Here is a 20,459-nt window from a genome sequence, read left to right as displayed (position 1 = left end):
ATTTAGTGCAGCCCAATTTGATAATCGACCAAATTACCGAGGCTGCTTAAACTTGGACGCGTCGCTACAGGGGGTGCATTGCGATTAATAGTCTGCGCGGGTAAGCCCAGAGAAAAGTATCGTGGCCTGCGCAACGCAGAGCAATAGAGCTTGTACAAATTACGTCATATGTAATTACTTGGTCGAACCCGAAAGTGCGCTAACGCACTATTCGGTACTCGTCATGCTGACTTAGGAGGTGGCATGACCGTCTTCATAAAACAGCAATTGGAATGCCGAAACATAAAAATAATAATGCCGAATCTTAAACACAAAATCGCCCCCTTTATGAGAGCCTTGGGTCTCTCTATCGCACTGCTATTAATTAGTGCCTGCGATGATGCCCCTCAGGTCAACGGAGAAGTTCTATCTAAATTTGACGGCGAAAAAGTCGCTTCTAGTAGTGGTAACTTCGATCTTTCAATTTGGCCAGAGCTACCAATCAAACCGAAAGAGGCGTCGGTCGAAACCAAAATTCAAGAGATCATTGCTGGGATGACACTCGAGCAAAAAGTAGCGCAGTTGATTCAGCCTGAAATTCGCGATGTGACGGTTGAAGATATGCGGCGCTACGGCTTTGGGTCATATCTAAATGGTGGTGGCGCATTCCCCAATAATAATAAGCATGCCACGCCGCAAGATTGGGTTGCATTAGCGGAAGCCATGTATCAAGCCTCAGTGGATGATACGTTGGACGGCTCGTCAATCCCCACGATCTGGGGAACCGACGCGGTACACGGGCATAACAATGTGATCGGTGCTACGTTGTTTCCACATAATATCGGCCTAGGTGCGACAAATAACCCTGCGTTAATTGAAGAAATCGCTGGTGCGACGGCGCGTGAGGTTATGGCGACCGGCATCGATTGGGTATTCGCGCCTACGGTTGCCGTGGTGCGCGATGATCGCTGGGGGCGCACGTACGAAGGGTATTCAGAAGACCCAGAGATTGTCCGAGCCTATTCGGCTGCAATTGTTAAAGGCCTTCAGGGCGGTTATGGCGAGTCGAATTTCTTGGATGATGACCACGTGATTTCGACCGTCAAACACTTTTTGGGTGATGGTGGTACGCAAGACGGTGTCGATCAGGGCAATAATATTGCGTCAGAACAAGATCTCTTTGACTTGCATGCCCAGGGCTACGTTGGCGGTTTGAGCGCGGGTTCGCAGACAGTGATGGCGTCGTTTAATTCGTGGCATGGTAAAAAAATGCATGGCCACAAATATCTTTTGACCGATGTACTGAAAGACAAAATGGGTTTTGATGGCTTTGTCGTTGGTGATTGGCTCGGTCATGGCCAGATCAAAGGCTGTAGCAATCAAGGTTGCAGTCAGGCTATTAACGCTGGCCTCGATGTATTTATGGCACCATCGGATGCGTGGAAGCCGTTGCTGTTTAATACCATTGCGCAGGTTAAAAGCGGTGAGATTTCCGAATCCCGAATTAATGATGCCGTGAGTCGCGTATTGCGGGTCAAAATACGTGCTGGCGTGTTTGATAAGCCGAGTCCGGCAAATCGTGCATTATCTGGCAAGCTGGAAATCATTGGTGCGCCGGAACATCGTGCAATCGCACGACGCGCTGTTCGAGAGTCGTTAGTATTGTTGAAGAATAACGCGCAGCTATTGCCGCTGAATCCGAATCAGCGTGTCTTGGTCGCCGGTGATGCCGCTGACAATATTGGTAAACAGTCCGGTGGCTGGACTATCACGTGGCAAGGCACAGGCAACAAAAATAATGATTTTCCAGGCGGTACGTCGATATTTCAAGGGATTGAGCACTGGGTATCGGAAGCTGGTGGCGTGGCCGAACTTTCAGTTAACGGCGATTACCAGCAAAAACCCGATGTTGCAATTGTGGTATTTGGCGAAGAGCCCTACGCCGAGGGGAATGGCGATATTGCGACGCTTGAGTATCAGGCAGGTAACAAACGCGATTTGGCGTTGTTGAAAAAATTGCAGGCACGAGGCATTCCAGTCGTATCGGTGTTTATTTCCGGTCGACCGCTTTGGGTAAACCCGGAACTGAACGCATCGGATGCCTTTGTCGCTGCATGGTTACCTGGCAGTGAAGGTATAGGTGTGGCGGACGTGCTATTTCGAGCCCCCGATGGGACCGTGCGTTATGATTTCACAGGTAGACTGTCCTTCTCATGGCCAGCTCGTCCGGATCAAACGGTGCTTAACCGAGGCGATGAGAACTATGCCCCGCTACTGCCCTACGGGTTTGGCCTGCGGTACGGTGAACCATCAACGTTCGCGGATAACCTAAGTGAATTACGGGTCCCAATGCCCCACCAAAAAGCTGTAACAGAGCGTGTGCTATTCCGTAAATCCGTGCAATTGCCGCTGACTGGAATGGCCGGTCGTGTGACAGAGTTGCAGGAGATGAGCTCGAATGTGCTGGAAGTCGCGGGGCTAAAAATTCGGACATTGGATCGTGAACTCCAAGAAGACGCCCGCTTATTGGAGTTCACAGGCGGGGATGCTGTGTACGCATTGACTGCTGACCAGCCGATGGACTTGACGAATACGTTTGGCGATTCGGCAGTCTTGCGGATGCAGATCAGAATTGGGGAAATCTCGGATTCAGATGTTACCCTCAGTATGTTATGCGGTGTGAACTGCAACGGCAGCGTCAATCTTGCCCCGCAATTGCGCGCCTTACCTCGACATGAGTGGCAGTCAATCCAAGTAGCCTTGTCGTGCTTTAGCGAAGCTGGTGCAAACCTGACAAAAATCGATGTGCCATTCCAATTGCGGTCGCGTGGTAAGCTGGAATTATCGTTTTCTGAGATAGTGATTACCAACTCGGAATCCGCGATTTCCTGTAATTGAGTCAGTTTTACGTTTCAACGTTCTATCTGGTATCGTAGATCGGCGCCGCTGTCGGCGCCGACGTCTGCTTTAATCGACCACGCATCATTCAACTGATATTTAAGAATTAGCGACTGAGTCGCATCCAATAATCCATAACCGTAGCCAACGTAAAATTTTGACGACAGTTGTTTGCCTGCCTGAATTGTGGGGCTGTTGCCATTAACGTCCAAGGCTAAATCCGTCAATCCAAGGGTCTGTTGAATCTTATCCGTGGTTTTTTCAATCATGCTTTGGCTTTGTCCATCGCCGCGCAATGAATTAGCGATCCGTAGCAGCGTAATGCCGTCTTGTGAACCCAGACTAGTGACCGGTTTGTCAAAGATGAGCACCGACAGTATGTCTTGATCCGGCATGGTTGGCGTGGAATAAAGATTAAGTCTTGGACTTCGAGCGCGGCCACTTACGGCAACACCGGCGGTCATGTCGTTGACGGTTTTCTGAGCGCGAATGTCGAGTGTTGGGTCATCAATACTGCCTCCGGTGAATACCAATTTGCCTTGGTCGATTGCCAGATCCTGCCCGTATGCTTGGTAACGTCCATTCCGCAAATTGATTTGCCCTTCGCCGCGGACAATGCCATTCGGTCTCTGATACACACGTAGTTTTCCGGCCAGCGTAGCGTCCAAGCCTTGAGCTTGAAAATGGGTTTTTGGACCAAGGTCGATGACGAGGTCGAGACGCTGTTTACTACGAGTTCGCAGCGAATCTTCGCCTTCCAGAATCACATCGTCCGATGCCAGTACCGCGCTTTCTGGAACTTTAAAATCCAACTCGGCCTGGCTGATCAGGATGTCGCCGGAGACGTCGACCAAGGCACTACTGATTTGGGTTTGGATGTTTACGTCGCCGACCGCGAGCAGATCGTTGGTGTTCGCGAGTTGCAGGTCCTGCCCACGCAGGGTGAGCTTGATTGTTGGCTGTTTGAGCTGCTGGACATCGATCACGCCGTCGAAATCCAATTGCCCTTCACCGGACTGCATCCCGCCAGTTAATCGGATTTGTGGGCTGCCGTCGGAACGGGCTTTGAGATTGATGTTTTTTAAGTTGAGGCCAAGCTGATGGACTCGGGCGACGGCATCGTCGATATCGGCGGTTACATCAATCGTCGGTTCGGCGAGTGTACCGGCAATGATGGCATCGACACCGAGCTGTCCGTTTAGGTTGATGTCGTTCAACAGCGACGGCGGCATGACAGATAGGTCAGCAATTGTCAGCGTGGTGCTGCCCTCGATCGGAGCGGACTCAAAGTCGGAGCTGCCGAACGGCCTTGCCACATCGAGCTTTAGGTGACCGCCGTCACTATTCTCCAGCTCAATGTCCGCGCGCACGGACAAAGAAGTTTGTTGTTCTACCGACAGGGTTATCGACTCAAACGCCAGGCTTTCCGTTTCTAACTGCTCGTCGTTCAAGGTTTCCCAGCTGATTATGGCATTGTCTGATCGCAGTTGGCCACTAATCTGAGCGGTAGTGCCTGCCCCTCGTTGAGTAAGTTGGAGTTCTCCATTGGCAACCCCTGACGCGCGCAAGTCGTACAGCATTATGAATCGGTTTAGGTTGGCTAGTTGCAGATCTCGCAGTTCGGCGTTGGCGTTGGTGGAGGCCGGTGACCTAGAAAACGCCCCGCATACAGATTGCCCGCCGTTGACAAAGCACGTGTTGGACACACTGACCTGACTTTGGTCTAGCGTCACTACCATTGGAGCCTGCAATTGCCAATCGCGCAATCTCGGATCGGTGAGTTGTACTGTGTTAAACCGTCCGGACCAGGTGCTGGCATTGAAACCACCGGTACCATTGATCGATAGATCGCGATTCGGTGTGAGTGTCCCGTCCAGGTCCATCGTGTGGCGGGCACTGGTGCCAACAACACTAATGGTCAATTGTTGTGCCAGCATTTGGCCGTTGCTCTGCAAGCCACCGAGATCGAGCATGATTTGCAGCGGTGCGTTGGGATCGTACGGAGAGGCTTGTGCCTCAGCATTTAGACTGCCGATGGCTAGGTCTCCCAGCGACAGCGCCTGGGCATCCAGCGAGGCGTCGATGATCGGTGATTGCTGGTTACCGCTTACTTTTCCCTGACTGATGATCTGGCCATGAAGCTGCGGGAATACATCGTTCAAGTCCGGTGCAGTTAAGCGCCAGTTCAAGGCCAGTGTTTGACCTAGTTCGCCCTCTACTTCCGCAATGGTTTGTCCGCTACTGAAACGCGCTTGGTTAACACGGATACGGTCGATGCCGAGTAGCACGTTGAGATCAGCCTGCATCGGGCGCGATTGAAGGTCACCACGAGCATTGGTCAATAACGCGTATTCCCCGTACCGACCGGTGAGCTTGAAGTTTGCGTTAGCGGTGAGTATCGGACTTGCTTCGAGTAAGGGCCAGGTGGCATCCTCAATATTCCCCTGCAAGGCGACGATAGAATTTTGCATACCTTGACTTAATTGAGAAACCGAGCCCGAGACTTGGGCCGTCATTGGCGATTCGTTACCTTGCTGTTTGAGTTTCAGATGCTGCACGGTCAGTTGGTCTTGCGCATACGCGAGGTCTGCATCTAAGGCCCAAAATGACAGCATTTCATTCCCACCAAGCGCGCTGCCTCGTAAGGTAGCGGTAAGACCGGCTAGCCCTTTATCCGGCTGAAAGCTGCCCTCAAAGTTAAGTTTGCCAGGCTGGAGAGCAACGGGTTTGCCGAGCAACGATTGGCCAGGGATGGATTGGCTTTGAAGTTGACTTTCCCAGCGTATCGCGGTGCTCAGTAGATCTTCTATCTGTCCAGAGATTGTTGTTTGTAGCGGGCTGGTAACGGTTTGAGACAGTGCCAGTTTTTGCCATTGACCATGCAGCCTGCCGTGCGTGCGGAGTTGGTGTTCACCAAGTTGCCATTGAAGCTGTGTTTGTAGGTCGACTGGCCCGCGAGATCGTGCGCGCAGGTCAACAGTGCCGGTGATGTCGACCTGATTCTTGGCGTTCCCCATCAAGCCGTCGATCTCGAGTTTTGCAAGCCGAAGTTGGTTGTTTTCGACCTGGACCTGCGCCTTGATTCCATCGATCTCCAACCCACTCTGACTGCTCTGTATGTCACGCAGCGTTAGATTTTGAATGTGTGCATGTTGAACTTGAATGGTGGCCGGAATGCTGATTCCTTGCCAGGGTTTGAAAGGTGTTTTCTGTTGTACTGGTTGCAAGGCAATTGCAACTTCAGTAGCTTCGATTGTGCCTATCAATATCTGGCGATGCCGCAGTGCGGTTGGTTCCCACTGCAGCTTCCCGTTGCGTACCGTGACATGGCCGGTGCCTAGGTCAAGGTGCAGTACTTCGAACGAAAATGCACTTAAGTCTCCGGTTAGCCCTCGTACCTCATTGACTTGAGGCAACCGATGTACCAGCCAGTTCAGTCCAGATTCGGTTTTCGCCAGCCAGAATACGAGCAGACACATGCTGGCAATCAGTGCCAGCAGTATGTAAAGACCCCATTTTAGAACAATCTTCATAAATCTGTCCCGAAACTAAAATGTACTCGGACTGGGTCGCCCGCTCGGTCAAGTGCCGACGCGAGGTCTAGGCGCAACGCACCGAATGGTAGTCGCCAGCGTAAACCAATTCCTGCGCCTTTTTTATAGCGAGCGTGGCCGTCAAATACATCACCAGCATCAATGAAGGTTGCCCAGGCAAGGTTTGATTTAATAGGGTGTTGGTATTCAAGGCTGCCAACGACAAGGTTCTTACCAACCGTGGTGACGCCATTCCGCTCCACGCCGATGCTTTCATAGCGGTAACCGCGAATGCTGTCGTCACCACCAGCAAGGAATCCGAGTGATTCGGGTAGGCTCACAGCTTCGTCAATCAAGCTGCCCGCGAGTTTAACGCGGGTTTTGATTTTGCCGTTCCCAATGCTGTGCAAACTTTTGGCATCGATGATGATTTGTGCAAGGTCAATGTCGGACGCAAGGCGTTGATCGGCGCCGCGCAGCAGAATTGAAGCACTCCAGCCTTGAGTGGGATAATAGAGGTCGTCGCGCACTGTGCGAGACCATTCTATACTGGGCATCAACAGGTCCGTAGTTTGCTCTTGGGCAATACTCAGCTGGTTTAGGCGCGTATATTTTTCGCGACTGGCAGTGAGTCCAAAATTAAGCAACGCATCATTCCAGGCGACGGAGAGCTCGGTCCCGAGTTGGGTAAGTTGATATTGACGAGTGTCGCCGATTTCTTCTTCCAGGGAGCCAAAATAGTTCAAGCTATCGAGTTTATCGCGGGGCAAAGGCACCCGATAATTGATGATGGCAGAACGCTTAATCTCAGACCCGCCCAGTCTGAGGTTGAGGCTGTGGCCCTTACGGTTGAGTCGTCGATTTTCGAAGCCGATGCCGCCGCGTAATCCGGTGTCAGTTCCGGCACCGACTTCAGCATGATAAACGCGACTTTTACTGGGTGTCAGAATAATATCGATTGGCACTTCGCCGGTGGTACTGTTGGGGTCGCCGGTTTGTACATTGACGCTGGAAAAGTAACCGGTGCCTGCCAATTCACGCTGTGTTTTGCTTAATGCATCCGCATCATAATCCTTGCCTGGCGTAGTTGTGATTAGCGGCATGAGGACGTCGTCGTCAATCTTTTGTCTAATCCGCTGCTCGGTTGACCAGATGAGGGAGATGTTGCCGACTTTGTAGCGGATGCCGCTGTCAAACACTAAGGCGATGTCGGCCTGTGTACGTTGCGCGTTGATGGTGATTTTATGTTCGGTAAAGCGCGCGTCAAAATAGCCTAGACGCAGCGCGGTGGACAATAGGCTCTTTTTTTGTGCGTCGTACACCGGCTGTACCAGAATGTCACCGACCTGCAACGGATAGGTCTCACGCCAATTTGCGAACTCGATTTGCTGTTGGCCAGGTTCCGGTAGTGATAAGTTCAAGGTATTGATACGGACTGGCGCATTGAGTTCGATTTGGTAGACCAAGGTATCCGTTGATTCGCTGCTGTCTTTACGCACTGTCGGGTTGTAATAACCGTAAGGTTGTAGTGCTTGCTTGATCTCGTTGGTGACACGACGTTGCAGGCGACGCATCTCACCGGTGGTAATGGGGCTCGGGTCTTGCAAGCGGGTTGCCAGCCGTACATTGCGCCTGACGTTCTCGAGTAGAGGGTCTTCGATACCTCGGAACTCAAGCTTTGGCCGTACGGAATCGTTGGCTCGCAGAGCGCCCGTCGGTGCGCTTACAGCCAGAATAATACTGAAAATGATGGGGAATGCTTTCACTGTGAAACGTTGTTAGCTCGTGCTGTCGTGGTTGGTATTGAACTGAGTGTAAGCACGGCGTATCTCATCTCGACTCCGAGTGCTGGTGTGCTGGTCCAAGGCATCGGTCAAAAAAGCACGAGCATGTGATAACACACACTGTTTGTTGTCGCCTTCGTTTGCACAGTCCAGAATGCTTTGGAAGACCTTGGCCATGTGCCGCGTGGCATTATAGTCAGTCGTTGCGTAAGGTCGCATCGAACTAAAAATAGATTCACATAAATCAACGAACGTGAACGTTGGTACTCGCACGCGAATACGCCCATCTTCATCCATTAAAGCGCCACCTCGATGCGTCTGATTTATGCTGGCGGCCACGCCGTTACCCAGCCAGTCCATACAGGTGTTCGCTGTGTATGGGTCATTAATCCCCGGCGACAAAGCGCGTGCAGCAATCTGTACCAGTTCTTCAATCAAAAAGCGAACGTCTTGTGTCGGCGTTCGCTCTGCGCCTAAATTGTAAAAACCAGACAAACGATCACGCACTGTGTCGCGGTCTTCAAATTCCCCGGCTACTTCGAATAACGACTCGTTGGTGCTGACAAATTGGCCAGGTCCCTTGCGTGCGGTGACACAGAGGTTGCTGCGCGTGGCGTATTTTAGGATTCCCTCGATGTCCATGGCTTGAATGTAACCATAGCCTTTGCTGCCCAGCACCAAATCAGGATTAATGGGCAGATCTGCAGATTGCGGTGGTGTTGTATTGGGGAATAGGTGTTCCAAGCGTCCAATCAGCGTTTTGCCGCGATCAGCCGTCACTTCGCCAATGTGGATGGTATCTGGAACATGGTGAATAAATGCTATGAGTACCGCGACACTGATGACGGATAGGGTGACCGCCATCAGAATAGCGAGGTGCGGTACAAAATCCGTCGCTTGATTTCCATCGCCACTGCTCACCGTGCGCAGTACCAACAGACAATAGATGAAGGTTGCGGTGAACATGCCCAGCGTGAACTGGTTGCGACGGTCCTCCAGAAAGCGCAGTAACAGTCGCGAGCCGTAATTGGCAGTCGCATGCGACACCGAGAGAATGGTCATCGAAAACACCACACCAGCCACGGTAATGGTTGAACCGGCAACGGTGGATAGGAGCGCACGCGCGCCGTCTGGATTACTGTTGAATAGCCATTCCCACGAGGGCGGGATGTCGGGCATCAAATAGATATCGGTTGCGACTAATCCGGCCGCCAACATAATCGCACCGACCGACATAGCGCCAGGTATGAACCAATAGCTGTATCGAATATTGAACATGATTTGAAACAACCAAAGTTTCATAACGGCCTCGCTAAATGGTGTTTTGTACGGATCTGTCCGTGAAGTATAACTGTGTGGCTACGATACGGCCTGCGAATAGTTGCGTGCAGCAAACTCCCAGTTCACGAAGTACCAGAACTGACGTACATAATCCGCTCGTCGATAATGGTAATCAATGTAGTAGGCATGCTCCCAAACATCAATCACCAGCAATGGTTGTGTGTTTGGGTCAGTGGCCGGTGTGTCGGCATCGCGTGTGTTGATGATTTGTAGTCGGCCGTTAGACAATTGGACCAACCAGGTCCAGCCAGCGCCAAAGCGTCGTGCAGTACTGTGCTCAAACAACTGTTGAAAATTAGCGAACGAATGATACTCGTCCTCAATGGCTGTTAGCAGCCCCCCTTTGGGATATTGGCCGCCATGCGGAGTGAGGCATTGCCAGAAGAAATTATGGTTCCAAACTTGCGCAGCGTTTTGGTACACGCGCCCCTCAGCATCACGAATGATCTCATGTAACCCCTTCTCGTCTAAAGCGGTATTTTCAATGTCACTATTGAGATTATCTACGTACCTCTTGTGATGCTGCTCGTAGTGAATACGTAGTGTTTCAGCTGACACGAATGGTTCTAGCTCGTGATAGCGGTACGGCAGTGATTTCAGTTGAATGGACATTGTTGTTGGCGCTGGAACACAGCCTAAAAGCGAGGCCCCCGATGATCCGAAGCGCCTCGCTTTCGTGGTTTGGTCAGTCCGGTGACTGCCGTGCGTTCGTAGCGAATAACTCTCGCAGATCAATTACTCAGCAGCAACTGCACGCAGCATCCAGACGTTTTCTTCCAATTGACCGATGCGTTCTGTTAACAAATCCTCGGTTTTAACGTCGCCAGCGTCTGCGGCAATCTCAACAACCTCCCGCATTTTGCGGCTGAGGGTTTCGTTGTCCTCGATCAACGCTTCAAGCATCTCGCGTGCATTGGTGTAGTCAATGTCACTCGTGATGTAAGAGAGCTCACGCATGGCACCGAGTCCGGCTGGTGCCTTGAAGCCCAGCGCCCGGATGCGCTCTGCCAGCTCATCAATTGACTCTGCCAGATCTTCATATTGTGCCTCGGTCAACTTGTGAACGCTGTAGAACATGGGGCCAACAATATTCCAATGCACACCCTGTGTTTCGGCATACAGTGCATACGAGTTCGCCAAAATCAGACCGAGTTCTTCAGCCAGCTTTTTACGGTTGTCTCGCTCTATGCCGTTGTTACTGTCAGTTTCAGTTGCGTTAATGTCTAGTACTTCGTTACTCATTGTTTCTCCTAATAGTCGTGTGTTAGCTGCGTAATGATTTTGGCTCCAAGCGAGCCTCAAGGTGCCGAGACGGGAGCAGATAGAAGAGCGAACTGGCCAACCCTATTACAAACACCAGATACAAGATCTCGGGTGCGATATCGGCTAACCGAAATACTTCGATTGCGCCGGTTGTGATGGTAATAATGAGTGACGTAATTGCTCTAATAAACATGGTTGCTCCGTTTCAGATTGCAGCGTGTTTAAAGTGATACGTTGTTTGGGGATCAACCCTTTGCTGATCCCACTTATTCAGTTGATCTCGACAGTGCTTAGTGGCGCGCCAGAAAATCGTCCAGCTTTTCTTCAGCCTGCTCTTTGGTGACACCGTATTTCTCCTGAATTTTTCCGAGCAACACGGTCGCTTCACCTTCGGCTTGCATGATTTCATCATCGGTTAGCTTGCCGAACTCACTTTTCAGGTCACCTTTCAACTGTTTCCAATTGCCTTTAAGTTGGTCTAAATTCATTTTTAACTCCTGATCGTTGGTTAGTATTTAAGCCTGATCGGGCGGTACGCAACCGCTATCAAGCTTGAGTGACTTGCACTCAGCAGAAACCGTGCCAAGTTTAGTTTTAGTGTCGATGATTGGTTTCTAAGTACTTGTTTTATTTAGGTCAATTTAAAATAGGCAGGCTGAATCTCGATCTCTCCTCATTGCTTTATTGAGTTCAAAGTCGGCCCAGTGGTTGCAATCCCCCAAGGTGGTGGGGATAAGCCCCAGCCATGAGATTTGAACGATGTTTATAACGCGCAGTAGTGTTAGCGTGACCGCATAATCGGTTGATTTTCCAATGGGTTAGGCTATTTCACCTAGATGCCACAAGCAGCTCAGTAGTCTGGTACAGATATTGCTGTGTGAACTGCAAACCTCAGACAGAACTATGGAGAACTCGAATTATGTCTACTTCTGCAAACTTGCTCGCCAAGGCATGCTTGACCCGCGCGACCAACCACAACGGTGAACCGCGACGAATCGGCGTTGAGCTGGAATTCGCGGGTATGGACGCGCAACAGATCGCGAAAATCATGCAAACAAATATGGGCGGCGAAATCGAGTGGCAATCTCCGTTTGTGGTGACCTTAGAAACCGAAAGGCTTGGTACATTTAAGTTGGAGATGGACTCCAAACAGATTCAGGAGCTCGGTACCAAGTCGGGTATTCCCGGTAACCCGGTCGATGCTGCCGATGGGTTGGAGAAGACCTATATCGAAACGGTCTCGCGGTTGGCAGGCAATTTAGTACCATGGGAAATCGTAACGCCACCACTGCCCCTGGATGATTACCACCGCCTCTACCCGCTGGTAGCCGACCTGCGTGCCGCTGGCGCACGTGGTACACGCGCTGCCATGCACTACGCGTTCGGCGTGCACTTGAATCCGGAGCCCTGTGTGTTGTCTGTAGAGTATCTTGTGCGGCACTTGAAGGCTTTCTTTTGCTTGTATGAATGGATTTTGAAAGTTGGCGACGTGGATTTCTCACGACGGATCACACCCTATATCAACCATTTTGATCAGGACTACATACTCAAGGTGCTGGATAAAAGCTATCAGCCAACAATGCAGTCTTTGATAACCGACTACTTGGACGCGAATCCGACCCGTAACCGGAGTTTGGATATGCTACCCATGTTTGCGTATATCGACGAAGATTTGGTTCGCTCCGTGGTCGACGACAATCGAATTAATCCGCGACCGACCTTTCATTACCGGTTGCCAAATTGTGAAATTGATAACCCGGATTGGAACCTGAACCGGAGCGTCGAACTGTGGATGGCGGTCGAAGAATTGGCACAGGACGACCGATTGACGGAAGTGTGCGCTGAATACAGTGCAAAGCTTAATAGTCTGTTCTCGGGGCTTGGCAACGACTGGACCGAGCGTCTGCAAGAGCTCCTGCCATTACCAAATCCACACAGTGCAAACCTGGGGAGCTAGCGACATGTCTGACAATACGCCTTTGGTCGTCGTTACCGGGCCAGATAAGCGGTTGACATTCGGCTGGTGGGCTGCGCGTCTGCAGCTTTGGCGCGTTGGTATTCGAGCGGTCTACGTCACACCAAATCGTCCGCAGTTGCCAGACAATGTCTCGGGCGTCATTATTGGCGGCGGCGATGACATCGATCCGCGCCACTATGGTTTGACTGGCACTGCAGGCGTGAATTACGATGCTGCGCGTGACCAGCTGGAGATCGACACTATCAACCACGCATTGAAGCACCATTGGCCGCTGTTGGGCATTTGCCGCGGCGCCCAACTGCTGAATGTCGTTCATGGTGGCAACTTATATACAGACATACGACCATTACGAAGACATACACCGAACCGCAATAGTCTATTTCCGATTAAGCATGCGGAGTTGGAGGTGGGCAGTCGCTTGGCATCTATTCTGGGTGAACGGCCACTGGCGATAAATAGCTTACACAGTCAGGCTGTGCGGAATCTAGGTGGCGGCTTAACGGTCGCCGCGCGCGATGCAGACGGGTTTGTCCAAGCTATTGAGGCGTCAGATCAACCGTTTTTGATTGGTGTGCAATGGCACCCGGAGTACTTGCTATGGAAGTCGCGCCACCTAACCTTGTTCAAGGCGTTCGCCGCCGGAGTGCACGAATTTGATTCGAACCGACCAAGCCTCGATCTAGCCTGATGCAGCGCTACGCCATTTTGCTGATATGACTGAATAAGCGCGTCGCATTCCCCCGTAAAATTGCATGGCGAACCGCTAAGCGGGATTCGGAGTCAGTCACGATCAACACTTTCGCTAACGACATGCCGATGTGGTAGAACGGCCAATCCGTGCCAAACAGGAGTTGTCGGCCACCAGTAAGGTTAATCATGGTATCGAGATTACGCAAGCTTTGACCGTGAATCCCAATCCAAGCGTTTGAGTGCCGCAGCGCCATGGCCAACATGTCCTGATGGTCGCGCGCGCCAGCATGCCCTAAAATGAACTGTACTTCGGGGAATTCACTGAGCGCCGCCGTGTAATGACGAGGTAAAGCATAAGGTTGATTATCGACCGGTTCGATCCCAGCGCGACCGCCGTGAAAGAACACAATAACCCCCAGCTCGCGTGCGCGCTGATAAATGGCCATGGCCTTCGGGTCATCGGGGAAAAAACGCTGTACCGTCGGATGCAATTTCACCACGCGGCCGCCGCGCGCCACCTCGGCATCAAAATCCTGCAAGCAACTGGATGCGTGTGGATTGACCGAGAATCCGACTCGTAAACGGTGCTCCATTTCTGCTTTTAGCACGCTCCTGCGCCATTGCTCGGTCAAATTGTCACCAAACCAGAGGCCCACTTTGATCGGCAGCAAAATTGCTTGGTCTACGCGCATACGGTCCATCTCAGCAATTAAGTTTGGGATCGTCTGAGTGCGCGCTGCTCGGCTTCCCCATAAGCCTTGTGCCCGTATTTCAGAATGTAATTGTTCCAGTGCCTGAGGTGAAAAGTTGCCATTTGCGTAGACATCGAGGTCGAGCTCGCACGGCTGCTTAGGGTGATCGCAATCCAACAGGTGCTCCACTCTGGGCCATGGTCGATTTAAATCCAGATAAGGACGGAATAAAACCGACATTCCAAGATGGCAGTGGATATCAATCGCGTGCGGTACCCGCTCATCGCTACAAATCAGGTTATTCTGCGCGTCAAGATCAAACCAAGGTAGTTTGGCCAGACCGCGGTAACCTTGATACCGATGCACACCAAATCGACTGCTGCCAGACAACTCAAGGTCGCGTTGTTGTTGCGTTGACAGTTTTGCTTGATCCGCTGTTGTATACCGTTCCGGCGGAAGTTCTTCGGTACAGCCGCTTAACCACGCGGCGCCTGATGTAGCCACTGCTGAGCGGAGAAACTGCCGGCGTGGTGCACGATATCGCGTCCTTTTCATTGCGTCAGTGTAGCGGTTTTCGACTAAAACAACATTACTGCCGCGGCGACTGCGGTCATTGCGATCACAAAGCGGCGAAACCAATGTTCATTAATTTTACCGACCAGCCAGATTCCGATGGCAGCGCCAAGCGCAATCACCGGAATGAGAATCGCCGTGAGTGCGGTGCTTTGCCAATTAACTGTACCCCATACCCAGATATGAAAAGGGATCTTGAACAGGTTGATACATAGGAAAAACCAGGCCGCAGTGCCAATAAATTCATTTTTTGGGAAACGCATTGCCAACAGATACAAGCTCATGACCGGCCCCGCGAGGTTGCCGACCATGGTGGTAAATCCACCTAGAATACCGATGATCGCGATAAACCAGCCGGAATTAAGTAAAGGCACCTCGCTCTGTTTTTCCTGCCACAACATTTGCGCAAGCGAAAAAAAAATGATGATAGCCATGGATAGGCGAAACGCATCATCATTGATGAGGTCACCGAATACTGTGCCTACCAGCACGCCGAACAGTGCAAAAGGAAGCAGGCGCACAAGGTGCTGCCAATTGGCATGACGATGATAGTACGAGACGCCAAACACATCGGCAAAAATGAGCATAGTCAGTAATAGACCGGTAGACTCTTTGCTCCCAAAGGCGATGGCGAGCAGTGGTACGGCGATCATTCCTGTGCCGGGAACGCCGGTCTTGGCCATGCCTACCAAGATTGCGGCACCGAGCAACAGTATCAGATCGAGTGAGGAGAGGCTAAAACCGAGCAGGTCAATCATGTGTTGTACTACTTAAAGGCGATGGGTAGTGTCACAGATTACCATAGTTGTTTTGAGCCGTGCGCGATCCGTATTACGTTGAACGTGTTTGTTTTCTTTTCAACGGTTCTTGCATGATGGCCGGTATAGTACGGGTATGACTATAGCGCACCAGAATCACGAACGAATCATGCGGGGCAACTCATGAGCTACTGGCTGATCTTCATCAGCGCGTTCGGCGCCGCGACAATCTTGCCCTTCTATTCGGAGATTGCTGTGGCAGCAGGGCTACAGCAAGGTGCGGATCCGTGGATGATCTGGTTGGTCGCAAGTATCGGCAACACCGCCGGTGCCGTGGTCAATTGGCTATTGGGTCGTTATTTGTTGCATTTTCAAGACAGACGTTGGTTTCCATTCAAACAAAATCAGTTGGATCAGGGACAGCGTTGGTTCAATAAATATGGGGTTTGGACATTGCTCCTTGCTTGGCTTCCAGTTGGTGGCGATGCATTGACCTTGATCGCTGGGATCCTGCGCGTGCCCTTGTGGCTGTTTGTGATCCTGGTTGGTATTGGCAAAGGGCTGCGCTATGCTGTGGTGATCTTGACTCTTATGAGTGTCTTATAATGACGATGAAAATTCGTGACGCCGTGACTCCGGATGCCGCACAGATTGCGGCAATTTATAACCACTACATAGAACACACCGTAGTGACCTTTGAGGAGTCGCTGGTCGAAGCCAATGACATGGAACTGAGAATTATAGAGACGGAGCAGCAAGGGTTGCCTTGGCTGGTTTGTGAGGTCGAGAATGAGGTGATCGGTTATGCGTATGCAAGTAAATGGAAAGGACGCTGTGCTTATCGCTACAGCGTCGAAGTGACTGTCTACTTGGATGCCAAGCGCACCGCAGCTGGATGGGGTTCAAAGCTGTATGCTGCACTGTTCGCCAGATTGACCGCGCTGGATTATCATGTGGCGATTGCGGGTATTTCTTTACCAAACCCAGCCAGCATCGCGCTGCATGAGAAGTTCGGTATGCACAAGGTCGCGCATTTTGAGCAAGTCGGTTTTAAGTTTGCTGAATGGGTCGATGTTGGTTACTGGCAATGCCAGCTCTCGCGTCCAGAGTAAACCGCTTACGACGCGTCGCTGGCTCGAACGCAGACGGTCTTGACGTTGACAAACTCGTGAATGCCTTGCTCACTGAGTTCGCGACCGTAACCACTGTCTTTTACGCCGCCAAATGGCAGGCGTGGATCGGATTTGACGAAGTCATTGACGAAACAGGCTCCGGAATCGATTTCGGAGCTAGCAATCTGCTCTGCGGTTGCGACGTCGGCGCTAAAGATACCGCCGCCAAGTCCAAAGTCGGATTGATTCGCCAATTCGATTGCCTGTTCCAGAGAGTCCACGGCAATAATAGCGGCTACGGGTCCAAACAGTTCTTCATCAAACGCGGGCATCCCCGGTTGAACATTGCTCAGAATGGTCGGCGGGTAATACGCACCGGCCAAGTCCGGCACCTCGCCGCCCAGTAAGCGAGTTGCGCCCGCCTCGATAGAGCGCTGTACTTGGGAATGCAGTTCATCGCGCAGGTCGATTCTAGCCATCGGGCCGATGGTTGTTTGCTTTTCGAGCGGATCCCCCATCACCTGCTGTTGGAATTTTGTCATTAGCAACTCGGTAAACTGCGTAATCACATTTTTATGCACTAAAAACCGCTTGGCCGAGATGCAGCTCTGACCAGCGTTCAATAAGCGGCTTTGCGCACATTTGCTCGCTGCCAGTTCTAGGTTGGCGTCTTCCAGTACTAAATAGGCATCACTGCCGCCGAGTTCCAACACGCATTTTTTGAGTACTGCACCGGCAGTGGCGGCCACGGCTTTGCCCGCACGGGTGCTGCCAGTGAGGGTCACCGCCCGCACCCGAGGATGTTCAATAATCGTTTTAGCCTGCTCTCGATCGACTAATAGGGTAGAAAATACATGTTTGGGTAAGCCCGCAGCTTCGAAAATGGCTTGAATCTCCAGCGCGCTGCCACAGACATTTTCAGCGTGTTTGAGTAATCCTGTGTTGCCTGCCATCAAAGTTGGTGCGGCGAATCTAAATACTTGCCACAGTGGGTAGTTCCAAGGCATCACGGCAAACACGCAGCCAATTGGCTGGTAACTGACCTTGCTCACTAAGTAATCGGTTTCAATATGTTTGTCGGCCAACTGCTCCGCAGCGTGGTCGGCATAATAGCGACATACCCAGGCACATTTTTCTACTTCGCCCTCGCCTTCTGCCAGCGGTTTGCCCATCTCGTCTGCCATCAATCTCGCCAAAGAGGGTTTACGCCGTTCGAGTTCATCGGCTGCCGCACGCAGTACAGCGGCACGCGCTTCGAATGAGGTTTTCCGCCAGCGACGAAAAGCAAGGTGTGATTGTTCAATTGCTTGGTTCAGAGCGGTCTCATCCAGTTCAGTGTAGTTGGCGATGACTGAGCTATTCTTTGGGTTGATGGATTGCATGGCGTGTTATCCGAAAGCAAATTTTCCTGAGTATACGGTTTAAGTATGGTTTGCGTCGCTTATATTCAAAATCGACTGAGCTTATCCCAGTGGAATTAATGAGTAATTAGTTTGTTCAAATCCAGCACACCGTAATCGACCGGGCTGAACTGTTTGAAGCCGGTTTGAAAGGCATCGTAATGCGTCCAGAATTGCGGATCTCGTCGACTCACCGCATAGTTGCGCAAAAAGACATGGTACGACTCTTTATCATCCATCGTTTGCAGATCACGAATAAACTCTGGAAAATTGACTTCGTTAACGCGCAAGAAGGTGTTGGGTCGTGACGCGATAAAACCGGGAATGATGGAGACGGTGGTTTCTTCAGGTACTTGGTTTAAGTTTTCAAGCAGAATCGATGTGTTGTTCAACAGGCCGCGATTCTTAATCAACGTAAAATAGTTGACCCCCTCCGAGTTATTGACCGCCAGCAGACTGACCTCAGGCAAGCGTTTAAAGCCCTCATTAGCGATTGATTGCACGGCTTGAATCTGCTCGAACAACATGGTGCTGTAGTTGTCTTTTTGGTGCTCTAAATCATAGGTGGTCGAGAGTGCTCCGCCAATATGCTGTTCCAGTGCACTGTACACGGCAAGCTTTTCTTCCACCTGTTGCGGCGAAGGTTTATGGTCTTTTCCGTAACGTTGTTTTTCAGTCTTGCGCTCAATGTCTGTGAAGGTCAGCGACATAAATTTGTGGATCCGTTGGTCAGCCCCACGATACCAATACGCGAGCAGTGAACTGCGCGTTTCCTCCGGTAACGTGGTCAAGAACAGCGATTCCCCTTCCATACGCAGGAAGTCCATATAAATTCTGGACAGAAGTTGGTGGCTGACATTGCCGTAAACGTCATAGCCAGCCACTAAGAGATAGTGGATTCGTTCCAGTAATGGATAGTCAATGACCCAGGCGGTCTTCGGTGGTTGCCCGTTCAGTCCTTGCTGTACGCTGGCATGGTCGAAATGCCGAAAAATGGTCAGCGCCGCGTTCGGGTTGGTGCCATCACCATCCCAGATGCGGTCCATCGGCAGGGTGTCGTTGGTGGCCAATTTGGTACCAATGAAATCGTGGCGCTGAGTTAAGAATTTTTTCTCTAATTTGGCGAATTCGTTCCAGGAATCAAATAAGCGCAAGGTGTCTTCCTTTTCCGCGGGTAAGTCGAGTTCGTCTTGCACGGTTGCCAGGTACGCTTTCATTTCGGGTCCCGATTGATACTTCGGGTCTACGAAAAACACCCAGAAGTGTTCGTTGATCACGTTTACGGCCGCTTGGCCTTTGCAGACCGGCCCTTTAATAAAACCGCGCACTATAAAGTTTGCTTCATCCAACATAAAGCGATAACGCGCATCCGGTGGCAGCTGCGCGAAAGTTTTAAATGGGTTCGAGGCGGCTTTGATGGCATAGCTCGGCAAGTGATCCACGTCGTAATCGGGATCGACAAACCAGCGAACCCAATTAGCCATTTTTTCCTCGTTCAATGGGTACGGCATATGCGTTTTGGCAACCGGTGTTTCCCGGTCCAGGCGCAGCCGGTAGTACACGCGTTCAATGCCGGGGTCATCAAATGGGCGGCGGGTAGCAATCACAGCCAGTGGTTGGCCTGGCGGTGTGCTCGACCTAACCAGCTCGAAGTAGCGACGGTCAGCAGCGGCTTCCTGACTAAAATACAGATTGGCCAGGAATAAGTGTTCATAAATGTATCGTGAGATCAGTTGCTGCTTTTTGTCGTCAGAGTTCAACCAACTTTCCCACCTGTCGACGTGTTTCTGTTCTGCCTTGGTCAGACTGTAGTCCGTGTCGTCCATGGCGCCACGTGTGACCCAGTGAGTGATCTGTGTTTGTGCTGACTTGCTTAGGGCTGGCAAACCATAGGGCATGCCACGCTCTGGATAATCGTCGGCATAGTTTAAAAATTCACCACGATCAGCGGCACACTGCCACGTGGTCTGATCGTCGATCGGAAGCTCATCGTAGCGCGCCTCTGGGTTCCGTTTTTGGTATTCAGATTTGAGGTCGAGTAAGCCGGTAAGCGTGGAACTTGGTACTGGGTTTGAGGTCGTTGAGTTTGCGTCTGCAAGCACTGAATGAAAACCTTGGTCGCGCCATTCTGTTTCTGACTGCGCATCGAAAAACAGTCGGCTTAGCTTGCCTTCACGTAAACTTTTGTGGTTATAGACGCGCTCTTTGGAGCCACCGCGTGTGACGCCTTCATGAGCGGTGAGCTTAAGTTGGCAAGGAGCGTCGTAGCAGGCATGGCAGGCGACGCAGCGTGTCTCAAGAATGGGCTTAATGTCCTGACTATAGCTGATCGCCTCACCGGTAATGCCGGTGTCGGGCAGTACTCCTAACGTCACAACTTCTGGGTCGTTCGAGTTACAGGCCGTTAGCAGGCACAGCATCAATATCTGGATTGGTTTCCGTAGTGTCATGGTTATAT

Annotated in this window: 16 protein-coding genes; 5 read left to right on the top strand and 11 right to left on the bottom strand. The window is 51.4% G+C overall.

The genetic code is table 11. The annotated features are described in order from the left end of the window. The first annotated feature begins 294 nt into the window (after positions 1–294). On the top strand, positions 295–2,877 hold the full coding sequence (locus IE055_RS12030) for a glycoside hydrolase family 3 protein (RefSeq protein WP_229794270.1): 2,583 nt from the start codon (positions 295–297) through the stop codon (positions 2,875–2,877). Between the two features lie 14 nt (positions 2,878–2,891). Here IE055_RS12030 and IE055_RS12025 read toward each other — a convergent pair whose 3' ends face one another. The 7 genes from IE055_RS12025 to IE055_RS11995 all read right to left on the bottom strand — a co-directional run bounded on the left by IE055_RS12025 (position 2,892) and on the right by IE055_RS11995 (position 11,286). Further along, positions 2,892–6,410 carry a translocation/assembly module TamB domain-containing protein gene (locus tag IE055_RS12025; protein WP_189401413.1) on the bottom strand — a complete coding sequence of 1,173 codons (3,519 nt, stop codon included), beginning with the start codon at positions 6,408–6,410 and terminating at the stop codon, positions 2,892–2,894. After that, positions 6,407–8,176 carry an autotransporter assembly complex protein TamA gene (locus IE055_RS12020; protein ID WP_189401410.1) on the bottom strand — a complete coding sequence of 590 codons (1,770 nt, stop codon included), beginning with the start codon at positions 8,174–8,176 and terminating at the stop codon, positions 6,407–6,409. The genes IE055_RS12025 and IE055_RS12020 overlap by 4 nt, the downstream gene beginning before the upstream one ends. A gap of 12 nt (positions 8,177–8,188) precedes the next feature. Then, positions 8,189–9,496, bottom strand: a complete 1,308-nt coding sequence (locus IE055_RS12015; RefSeq protein ID WP_189401407.1) for a DUF2254 domain-containing protein — start codon at positions 9,494–9,496, stop codon at positions 8,189–8,191. Positions 9,497–9,553: 57 nt separating this feature from the next. Further along, on the bottom strand, positions 9,554–10,147 hold the full coding sequence (locus tag IE055_RS12010) for a superoxide dismutase (RefSeq protein ID WP_189401404.1): 594 nt from the start codon (positions 10,145–10,147) through the stop codon (positions 9,554–9,556). Positions 10,148–10,270: 123 nt separating this feature from the next. Beyond that, on the bottom strand, positions 10,271–10,777 hold the full coding sequence (locus IE055_RS12005) for a Dps family protein (protein WP_189401401.1): 507 nt from the start codon (positions 10,775–10,777) through the stop codon (positions 10,271–10,273). 22 nt (positions 10,778–10,799) lie between these two features. After that, positions 10,800–10,991 carry a hypothetical protein gene (locus IE055_RS12000; protein ID WP_189401398.1) on the bottom strand — a complete coding sequence of 64 codons (192 nt, stop codon included), beginning with the start codon at positions 10,989–10,991 and terminating at the stop codon, positions 10,800–10,802. A gap of 97 nt (positions 10,992–11,088) precedes the next feature. Then, a complete protein-coding gene (locus IE055_RS11995) occupies positions 11,089–11,286 on the bottom strand; it encodes a CsbD family protein (RefSeq protein ID WP_189401395.1) in 198 nt (65 codons plus the stop codon). A gap of 431 nt (positions 11,287–11,717) precedes the next feature. On the opposite strand from IE055_RS11995, the gene IE055_RS11990 reads away from it, so the two are divergent. Beyond that, on the top strand, positions 11,718–12,755 hold the full coding sequence (locus IE055_RS11990; protein WP_189401392.1) for an amidoligase family protein: 1,038 nt from the start codon (positions 11,718–11,720) through the stop codon (positions 12,753–12,755). A gap of 4 nt (positions 12,756–12,759) precedes the next feature. Further along, on the top strand, positions 12,760–13,464 hold the full coding sequence (locus IE055_RS11985) for a gamma-glutamyl-gamma-aminobutyrate hydrolase family protein (protein ID WP_189401390.1): 705 nt from the start codon (positions 12,760–12,762) through the stop codon (positions 13,462–13,464). Between the two features lie 7 nt (positions 13,465–13,471). Here the strand turns inward: IE055_RS11985 and IE055_RS11980 are convergent, their stop codons facing one another. Both IE055_RS11980 and IE055_RS11975 read right to left on the bottom strand, forming a co-directional pair. Beyond that, positions 13,472–14,713 (bottom strand): amidohydrolase family protein, encoded by a 1,242-nt coding sequence (locus IE055_RS11980; RefSeq protein WP_189401387.1) that lies wholly within the window; start codon positions 14,711–14,713, stop codon positions 13,472–13,474. A gap of 23 nt (positions 14,714–14,736) precedes the next feature. Beyond that, positions 14,737–15,489: a sulfite exporter TauE/SafE family protein gene (locus IE055_RS11975; protein WP_189401384.1), complete on the bottom strand. Its 753-nt coding sequence runs from the start codon at positions 15,487–15,489 to the stop codon at positions 14,737–14,739. Between the two features lie 183 nt (positions 15,490–15,672). Here IE055_RS11975 and IE055_RS11970 point away from each other — a divergent pair, with 183 nt between their 5' ends. Next, positions 15,673–16,095: a YqaA family protein gene (locus IE055_RS11970; protein ID WP_189401381.1), complete on the top strand. Its 423-nt coding sequence runs from the start codon at positions 15,673–15,675 to the stop codon at positions 16,093–16,095. Continuing rightward, entirely contained in the window at positions 16,095–16,601 is a 507-nt protein-coding gene (locus IE055_RS11965; protein WP_229794269.1) for an arsinothricin resistance N-acetyltransferase ArsN1 family B, read from the top strand. The genes IE055_RS11970 and IE055_RS11965 overlap by 1 nt, the downstream gene beginning before the upstream one ends. Positions 16,602–16,606: 5 nt before the next feature. Here the strand turns inward: IE055_RS11965 and IE055_RS11960 are convergent, their stop codons facing one another. Together IE055_RS11960 and IE055_RS11955 are read right to left on the bottom strand one after the other, a co-directional pair. Beyond that, on the bottom strand, positions 16,607–17,983 hold the full coding sequence (locus IE055_RS11960; RefSeq protein WP_189401378.1) for an NAD-dependent succinate-semialdehyde dehydrogenase: 1,377 nt from the start codon (positions 17,981–17,983) through the stop codon (positions 16,607–16,609). Positions 17,984–18,078: 95 nt separating this feature from the next. After that, positions 18,079–20,451 carry a fatty acid cis/trans isomerase gene (locus IE055_RS11955; RefSeq protein WP_189401375.1) on the bottom strand — a complete coding sequence of 791 codons (2,373 nt, stop codon included), beginning with the start codon at positions 20,449–20,451 and terminating at the stop codon, positions 18,079–18,081. Between the last annotated feature and the right edge of the window lie 8 nt (positions 20,452–20,459).

The sequence above is a fragment of the Arenicella chitinivorans genome, from assembly GCF_014651515.1.
GTDB lineage: Bacteria > Pseudomonadota > Gammaproteobacteria > Arenicellales > Arenicellaceae > Arenicella > Arenicella chitinivorans.
The sequence above is the reverse complement of the archived record's forward strand: the minus strand, read 5'-3'. Positions and strand labels throughout refer to the sequence as shown.

Coding starts and splice junctions, on each gene's coding strand:
- IE055_RS11975 (WP_189401384.1), bottom strand. CDS start 15,489: ATGATTGACCTGCTCGGTTTTAGCCTCTCCTCACTCGATCTGATACTG.
- IE055_RS12030 (WP_229794270.1), top strand. CDS start 295: ATGCCGAATCTTAAACACAAAATCGCCCCCTTTATGAGAGCCTTGGGT.
- IE055_RS11960 (WP_189401378.1), bottom strand. CDS start 17,983: ATGCAATCCATCAACCCAAAGAATAGCTCAGTCATCGCCAACTACACT.
- IE055_RS11965 (WP_229794269.1), top strand. CDS start 16,095: ATGACGATGAAAATTCGTGACGCCGTGACTCCGGATGCCGCACAGATT.
- IE055_RS11980 (WP_189401387.1), bottom strand. CDS start 14,713: ATGAAAAGGACGCGATATCGTGCACCACGCCGGCAGTTTCTCCGCTCA.
- IE055_RS12000 (WP_189401398.1), bottom strand. CDS start 10,991: ATGTTTATTAGAGCAATTACGTCACTCATTATTACCATCACAACCGGC.
- IE055_RS12015 (WP_189401407.1), bottom strand. CDS start 9,496: ATGAAACTTTGGTTGTTTCAAATCATGTTCAATATTCGATACAGCTAT.
- IE055_RS11990 (WP_189401392.1), top strand. CDS start 11,718: ATGTCTACTTCTGCAAACTTGCTCGCCAAGGCATGCTTGACCCGCGCG.
- IE055_RS12025 (WP_189401413.1), bottom strand. CDS start 6,410: ATGAAGATTGTTCTAAAATGGGGTCTTTACATACTGCTGGCACTGATT.
- IE055_RS11995 (WP_189401395.1), bottom strand. CDS start 11,286: ATGAATTTAGACCAACTTAAAGGCAATTGGAAACAGTTGAAAGGTGAC.
- IE055_RS11970 (WP_189401381.1), top strand. CDS start 15,673: ATGAGCTACTGGCTGATCTTCATCAGCGCGTTCGGCGCCGCGACAATC.
- IE055_RS12010 (WP_189401404.1), bottom strand. CDS start 10,147: ATGTCCATTCAACTGAAATCACTGCCGTACCGCTATCACGAGCTAGAA.
- IE055_RS11955 (WP_189401375.1), bottom strand. CDS start 20,451: ATGACACTACGGAAACCAATCCAGATATTGATGCTGTGCCTGCTAACG.
- IE055_RS12005 (WP_189401401.1), bottom strand. CDS start 10,777: ATGAGTAACGAAGTACTAGACATTAACGCAACTGAAACTGACAGTAAC.
- IE055_RS11985 (WP_189401390.1), top strand. CDS start 12,760: ATGTCTGACAATACGCCTTTGGTCGTCGTTACCGGGCCAGATAAGCGG.